This is a genomic window from Aromatoleum sp. (assembly GCF_035254505.1).
GTDB lineage: Bacteria > Pseudomonadota > Gammaproteobacteria > Burkholderiales > Rhodocyclaceae > Aromatoleum.
In genome coordinates, this window is sequence record NZ_DATFAO010000085.1 from 1 (window position 1) to 6,969 (window position 6,969).

Here is a 6,969-nt window from a genome sequence, read left to right on the forward strand (position 1 = left end):
GGCTCGCGAACACCTCCGCTCCCCAGGTCTGCATCATCAGGCGGCGGTAGGGCTTCTGGTGATAGCTGACCTTGACCATGTACACGCGGACTTCGAGGCCGAACATCTGGCCGGCGAAGGAGATCGACGACCCCCACTGGCCGGCGCCGGTTTCCGTGGTGAGCCGCTTGATGCCGGCCTCGCGGTTGTAGAAGGCCTGCGGCACGGCGGAGTTGGGCTTGTGCGAGCCAGCCGGGGAGACGCCTTCATACTTGAAAAAGATCTTCGCCGGGGTGCCGAGCGCGCGCTCGAGGCGAACCGCGCGCATCAGCGGGCTCGGACGCCAGATCTTGTACACCTCGCGCACTTCGTCGGGAATCGGAATCCAGCGCTCGGCGCTCATTTCCTGTTCGATGATCTGGCCGGGGAAGATGGCGAGCAACTGCTCGGGGCTCACGGGCTTGCCGTCGGGGCCTAGGGGCGGAGTCGGGGCGTTGGGCATGTCCGCGACGACGTTGTACCAGTGCGTCGGGATTTCGTTTTCTTCGAGCAGGATGCGCGTCGGTTCGGTCATGTCGTCTTCCTCTTCCTGTTGTGTGCCGGGTGATGCCGGATGGCTATGTTAGCGGATCGTGGGCGGCTCGCTCGCTGCGATCGTCGCCAGTCCCTTCAGGACCAGGTTGTCGATGCGTCGCAGCGGGATGTCTAGGAGGTCAGCGAGCGCCTCGGCTCCGCCGCCGCTCAACAGGCAGCAGGCCTGAGGCGCGTCGGCGATCTGGCGGAACATGCGCTCGATGGCGCCCGCCTGGGCGTTGAGGCAGCCGGAGGCGATCGCGTCGGCGGTGTTGCGGGGCGCCGCGGTGTATCGGCCTTCGGAGAAGGGCAGCTGTGCCGTGTTGCCCGCGAGCGATCGGCGCATCAGGCGGTCGCCCGGGAGGATGATGCCGCCGCGGAAGTGGCCGTCCGCGTCGAGCACGTCAGCGGTCGTTGCCGTGCCGGCATTCACGACGAGGCAGGCGTGGTCGTGTTGCGCGCGTGCGCCGATGAGTGCTGCCCAGCGGTCGCAGCCGAGTTGGCCGGGGTTGTCGTAGGTGTTGGTGACGCCGCAGCACAGGGCTGATGATTGCAGCCACTGCGGGGGTGCGAGCGTATTCAGGGCGTCGGCAATGGCGGCGGAGATTTGCGGTCCGGCGACGTTGGCGCCGAAGACGCGCGTGATGTCAGGATATGCGTCTGCGACCCCCCGCAATTCGCTGACGTTGTCATGCGCTAGCGCCTCCTGGGCGAGCCACGAGTCGCCGTCCAGCACGGCCCATTTGATGCGCGTGTTGCCGGCATCGACCAGCAGGATCACTGCGCTGCCCTCAGCGACACTTCGCCGGAGAGGATGCGTTCGAGGCCCTGCTCCGTGCGCACGAGCAAGGCACCGTCCTCGTCGACGCCGGTGCAGATGCCGACGACGTCGGTGCCTTCGCCACTGATGCGCACGGGAAGATCCGCAAAGGCGTTGCGCTGCTGCCAGGCGCCGCGCAGCGCGGCGAAGCCGGCCGCTGCGTAGGTATCGAACAGGATATGGAGCTCGGTCAGCACTGAGGCGAGCAGGGCTTCGGGAGCGGGGACCAGGTCGAGCTGTCGTGCGAGGTCGGTGACCGCAGGCTGGTCCGGAATGTAAGCGTCGTCGGGCAGGCGCAGGTTGATGCCGATGCCGACGACTGCGGCGGGCGTGCGTCCGCGGCCCGGTTGCAACTCGACGAGGATGCCAGCGAGTTTGCTGCCGTTGACGAGGACGTCGTTGGGCCATTTGAGCTGCAGGCCCTGTACGCCAAGCTTTTCAAGGGCGCGCACGACCGCAAGCCCGGCCACCAGCGACAGGCCTGCGGGGACCGGCGCGCCGGGTGCAAAGCGCCAGAGGCTCGAAAACGTCAGGCTGCCGCCGCTCCAGGACTGCCATTGCCGCCCCCGGCGGCCGCGGCCGGCGGTCTGGCGCTCGGCGACGACGACGTGCACGCGGCCGTCATCGGCGGGCGGCGCGTCCATCAACTCACTGTTGGTCGATGCACATTCGGCCCGGACTTGCAGACCGAATTCGCCCGCGAGCGGACCGAGGTGCCGGAGGATCGCGTCGGCCGACAATGAGCTGTTGCAGGAGTTGGATTGCACGCCGGTGTTCCCGTATCAGAAGCTGAAACCGGCATTATCCGACATTGCGCGCCCATGCACGAGTATGGTGCGCGGGCGTCAAACGCGCTTATTGTGCGGAATGGTGGCCGGCCTCCGCCGCAGAAGCGCGTTCGTCGTCCATACCCAGTTCCTGGATCTTGCGCGTGATCGTGTTGCGGCCGATGCCCAGCAGTTGCGCGGCTTCGATGCGGCGCCCGCCCGTCGCGCTGAGCGCGCGGCGGATCAGCGTGCGTTCGAATTCGCGCGTCAGGCGATCGAAGACTTCGCCGGGCGCAGTCGCGATCATGCGATCCGTTTCAAGTGCGAGGCCCTCCGACCAGCTGATCGGCATCTCGCGGTCCGGCTGGTCGCGCATGTCCGGCGGCAGGTCGGGGATCTCGACGGTCTGCCCGGGCGCCATCACCGTGAGCCAGTGACACAGGTTCTCGAGCTGGCGGACGTTGCCGGGGAAGGGCTGGGCCTGCAGGTACTTGATCGCCGCGTCCGACATCCGCTTCGCTTCGACGCCCAACTCCTGTGCGCTGCGCTGCAGGAAGTGACGCACGAGGATGGGAATGTCTTCGTGACGTTCGCGCAGCGGCGGCAGGCGCAGGCGGATCACATTGAGGCGGTGGAAGAGGTCCTCGCGGAAGAGTCCCTGGCGGACGCGGTCTTCGAGGTTCTGGTGGGTGGCGGCGATGACGCGCACATTGGCGCGAATCGGCTGCTGGCCGCCGACGCGATAGAAGTGGTTGTCGGAGAGGACGCGCAGCAGACGGGTCTGCAGCTCGGCCGGCATGTCGCCGATCTCGTCGAGGAAGAGCGTGCCGCCTTCGGCCTGCTCGAAGCGGCCGCGCCGCTGCGCGGCGGCTCCGGTGAAGGCGCCGCGTTCGTGACCGAAGAGTTCGGACTCGAGCAGGTCGCGCGGGATCGCGGCGGTGTTGATGGCGATGAAGGGCGCCTCGCGTCGCGGGCTGTGACGATGCAGCGCGCGCGCGACGAGCTCCTTGCCGGAACCGGATTCGCCATTGATGAGGACTGTGGCGTGGGACTGGGCGAGGCGGCCGATGGCGCGGAAGACTTCCTGCATCGCAGGTGCCTGCCCCAGGATCTCGGGCGTGAGCGTCGTGTCCTCAGGCGCACCGGTTTGGTGCGCGCTCTGCGCAATCGCGCGCTGAACCAGTGCAACGGCCTGATCGACGTCGAAGGGCTTGGGCAAGTATTCGAAGGCACCCCCTTGGAAGGCCGATACCGCGCTCTCCAGATCCGAATAGGCGGTCATGATGATGACCGGCAGTTGCGGGTGCAGCGCCTTGACCCGTTTGAGCAGGCCCAGGCCGGACTCGCCGGGCATTCGAATGTCTGAAATCAGTACTTTAGGCGGGTGCGTCTCGACTTCGAGCGCGGCCAGCGCCTCGCTTGCGGACGAGAAACTGCGGTGAGGGATGTCCTCGCGGCCGAGCGCTTTTTCGAGCACCCAGCGGATGGAACGGTCATCATCAACGATCCAGACGGTGTTCATCTTATGCACTATGTTGGTGCGACCTCGCCTGGCTTTGTTGGGGTCATGCGCGGTCAATTATCGGTAGCAGGATGGTGAAGCAGGTGTATCCCCTGTGGCTCTCCACGTCGATCATGCCCTGGTGCTGCTCGATGAAGCTTTGGGCCAGCGACAGCCCGAGTCCGCTTCCGCCTTCACGGCCCGATACCAGCGGATAGAAGATCTTGTCGCGAATCTCGTCCGGAATGCCGGGTCCGTTGTCGATGACTTGCAATTCCAGTGCCAGCTTGAACCTGCGCTTGGCGAGCGTCACCTGGCGGGCGACGCGCGTGCGCAGCTGGATCTCGCCGCGGCCTTCCATCGCCTGCGCGGCATTGCGTGCGATGTTGAGGATGGCCTGGATCATCTGCTCGCGGTCGGCAGTCAGTTCCGGAAGGCTGGTGTCGTAGTCGCGGCGGATCTTCAGCTCCGGGAACTCGGCGAGGATCAGTCGCCGCACGCGCTCGAGGACGTCGTGGATGTTGAGCTGGCCGGGGCGCATCATGCAGTGCGAGGTGAGCAGGCGGTTCATCAGGTCCTGCAGGCGATCAGCTTCGGCGATGATGACCTGCGTGTATTCGCGCAGCTGGGGGTCGGCGAGTTCGCGTTCGAGGAGCTGCGCGGAGCCGCGAATGCCGCCGAGCGGGTTCTTGATCTCGTGGGCGAGATTGCGGATGAGTTCGCGGTTAGCCTGCTGTTGCTGCAGCAGCTGCTCTTCCCGAGCGACTCGCAGCTGCGCGTCGATCGGGCGGAACTCCAGCAGGAGACTCACGCCGGCTGCTTCGGCCGGACTGACGATACAGTCGAGGCGTAGCGGTTCGCCGTTCGGGCGCGGGATCTTCAGATCCTGCCCGGTGTAGCTCCAGTTGGTGTTGAGCGCGTTGCCGAGCGCCGCGGACAAGCCGGGCGGATCGCCGAGCAATTGCGACAGGGGGGCGCCGATCAGCCGGCGCTGGCTGACCGCGAAGAGATTTTCTGCGCCGGCATTGAGGTAGCGGATCGACAGGTCCTCGTCGATCAGCACGACCGCGGACGAGAGCAGGTCTAGGCCGGCGAAGGGACCCTGAAAACCGGGGGGCTTGGGTGTTGTAGTTGGCATTGGCGTGCTCGAGGATTCTTGCTGCGGGTCTCGCAAAAAGCACGCCAGTCGGTGCGCGCCCTCACTTCAAGTTGGCGATTTCCTTTTTCAGCGCCTCGATGTTGCGCACGTGCGTGTCGACCTTGTCCTGTCGTTCCTGGATGCGGGCCTGCGCGACGGGGAGCTTGCGCTGCGCCAGCGTGAATTGCGCTTCCTGCTCGGACAATGCCTTCTGCGCGTCGGCGAGCGCCGTCTCCTCGGTGGCGAGTTCCTTCTCGAGCACCTGGCGTCGCGTGTCGTCGCGACTGCGCTGATCTTCGGGAGCGACGCGGGGGAAGTTCGACGGTGTGGATTGCGAAGGCGTGGCGCCGTTCGTCCGCTTTGGAGGGGCTGGCACCGAGGAGACCGGCAGATCTTCGCTCAACTGCTTGCAGCCCCGCCCGGCGCTGCGGTCATTGGTGTAGGTGATCGCGCCGTTGGCGTCGGTGCACTTGAATACCTGAGCCTGCGCGAGCGAAGCCGTCAGCAGGATCAGCAGTACCGGAAAGATTCTCTTGTCCATCGAATGGGTCTCAGGGATTCCCGCGGCCGCCGGGGCGTCGCACGGCTCGATGGCGATTAGACCGCATAAAAAAGGGACGGGCAATGCCCGTCCCTTCCTATTCCAGCGTAATCGTGAGATTACAGGCTGTAGTACATGTCGAATTCGACCGGGTGCGTCGTGATGCGCATGCGATCGACTTCGCCCGACTTCAGGCCGATGTAGGCGTCGAGGAAGTCGTTCGAGAACACGCCGCCGCGGGTCAGGAACTCGCGGTCCTTGTCGAGGTACTCGAGCGCCTGTTCGAGGCTGGTGCAGACGGTCGGGATCTTTGCATCCTCTTCCGGCGGCAGGTCGTACAGGTTCTTGTCGGCCGGGTCGCCCGGGTGGATCTTGTTCTGGATGCCGTCGAGACCCGCCATCATCAGCGCGGAGAAGGCCAGGTACGGGTTGGCCAGGGGATCCGGGAAGCGCGCTTCGATGCGGCGGCCCTTCGGGTTGGCGACGTACGGGATACGGATCGAGGCCGAACGGTTACGAGCCGAGTAAGCGAGCTTGGTCGGGGCTTCGTAGTGCGGCACGAGGCGCTTGTACGAGTTGGTGCCCGGGTTGGTGATCGCGTTCAGCGCGCGGGCGTGCTTGATGATGCCGCCGATGTAGTACAGCGCCATTTCGGACAGGCCGGCGTAGCCGTTGCCCGCGAACAGGTTCTGGCCGTCCTTCCAGATCGACTGGTGGACGTGCATGCCCGAGCCGTTGTCGCCGACGATCGGCTTCGGCATGAAGGTGGCGGTCTTGCCGTACTGGTGCGCGACGTTGTGCACGATGTACTTCAGGACCTGGGTCCAGTCGGCGCGCTTGGTCAGCGTGCTGAACTTGGTGCCGATTTCGCACTGGCCGGCGTTCGCCACTTCGTGGTGGTGCACTTCGACCGGCACGCCGCAGGCTTCGAGCGCGAGCACCATGGCGGCGCGCACGTCGTTCAGGCTATCGACCGGGGGAACCGGGAAGTAGCCGCCCTTGACGCGCGGACGGTGGCCGGTGTTGCCGCCTTCGAACTTCTCGGCGGTCGACCACGCGGCTTCTTCCGAGATGATCTTGCTGTAGACGCCCGACATGTCGATGTTCCACTCGACGGCGTCGAAGATGAAGAATTCGGGTTCGGGGCCGAAGAAGGCGGTGTCGCCCAGGCCGGTGCTCTTCAGATAGGCTTCGGCGCGCTTGGCGATCGAGCGCGGGTCACGATCGTAGCCCTTGCCGTCCGACGGTTCGATGACGTCGCAGGTCAGCACCAGGGTGGTTTCGTCGAAGAACGGGTCGATGTAGGCGGTGCCCGCTTCCGGCATCAGGATCATGTCGGAGGCCTGGATGCCCTTCCAGCCGGCGATCGAGGAGCCGTCGAAGGGGTGGCCGTGCTCGAAGTGCTCTTCTTCGAATGCCGACACCGGCAGACCGACGTGCTGCTCTTTGCCCATCGTATCGGTAAAGCGCAGGTCAACGAAGCGCACTTCGTTTTCCTGAATCATCTTCATGACGTCTTGAGCGTTCATATTCACTCCTGGTGCTCCTGGTGAGAAGAGACGATAGCGGTTGATAACGGGGGATATTTCCGTTGCGCCGAAGTAAGCAGCATCCATGCCATGCTTTTTCAGTGTGCCGGGCATTGTGCCA

Annotated in this window: 7 protein-coding genes; all 7 read right to left on the reverse strand. The window is 65.2% G+C overall.

Translation table 11 applies throughout. The features are described from left to right. Positions 1-553: pyridoxal-phosphate dependent enzyme (locus VJ673_RS17040; RefSeq protein ID WP_324127352.1), on the reverse strand; the 553-nt coding region annotated here is incomplete at its 3' end. Between the two features lie 48 nt (positions 554-601). Next, the gene (locus VJ673_RS17045; protein ID WP_324127353.1) at positions 602-1,333 is read right to left on the reverse strand and encodes a type III pantothenate kinase; all 732 of its coding nucleotides are present in this window, start codon (positions 1,331-1,333) and stop codon (positions 602-604) included. Further along, positions 1,330-2,139 carry a biotin--[acetyl-CoA-carboxylase] ligase gene (locus VJ673_RS17050; RefSeq protein ID WP_324127354.1) on the reverse strand — a complete coding sequence of 270 codons (810 nt, stop codon included), beginning with the start codon at positions 2,137-2,139 and terminating at the stop codon, positions 1,330-1,332. Before VJ673_RS17050 ends, VJ673_RS17045 begins: the two co-directional genes overlap by 4 nt. An 88-nt stretch (positions 2,140-2,227) precedes the next feature. Then, the gene (gene ntrC / locus VJ673_RS17055) at positions 2,228-3,661 is read right to left on the reverse strand and encodes a nitrogen regulation protein NR(I) (protein ID WP_324127355.1); all 1,434 of its coding nucleotides are present in this window, start codon (positions 3,659-3,661) and stop codon (positions 2,228-2,230) included. 43 nt (positions 3,662-3,704) lie between these two features. Continuing rightward, positions 3,705-4,778, reverse strand: coding sequence for a nitrogen regulation protein NR(II) (glnL, locus tag VJ673_RS17060; RefSeq protein ID WP_324127356.1), 1,074 nt, complete (start codon positions 4,776-4,778; stop codon positions 3,705-3,707). A gap of 61 nt (positions 4,779-4,839) precedes the next feature. Further along, entirely contained in the window at positions 4,840-5,319 is a 480-nt protein-coding gene (locus tag VJ673_RS17065) for a DUF4124 domain-containing protein (RefSeq protein ID WP_324127357.1), read from the reverse strand. Between the two features lie 119 nt (positions 5,320-5,438). After that, positions 5,439-6,848 (reverse strand): type I glutamate--ammonia ligase, encoded by a 1,410-nt coding sequence (glnA, locus tag VJ673_RS17070; protein WP_324127358.1) that lies wholly within the window; start codon positions 6,846-6,848, stop codon positions 5,439-5,441. Positions 6,849-6,969 lie beyond the last annotated feature (121 nt).

What these genes read in the sequence shown, in the direction of transcription:
- VJ673_RS17065 (WP_324127357.1), bottom strand. Translation starts at nt 5,319, where the DNA reads ATGGACAAGAGAATCTTTCCGGTACTGCTGATCCTGCTGACGGCTTCG.
- glnL (WP_324127356.1), bottom strand. Translation starts at nt 4,778, where the DNA reads ATGCCAACTACAACACCCAAGCCCCCCGGTTTTCAGGGTCCCTTCGCC.
- glnA (WP_324127358.1), bottom strand. Translation starts at nt 6,848, where the DNA reads ATGAACGCTCAAGACGTCATGAAGATGATTCAGGAAAACGAAGTGCGC.
- ntrC (WP_324127355.1), bottom strand. Translation starts at nt 3,661, where the DNA reads ATGAACACCGTCTGGATCGTTGATGATGACCGTTCCATCCGCTGGGTG.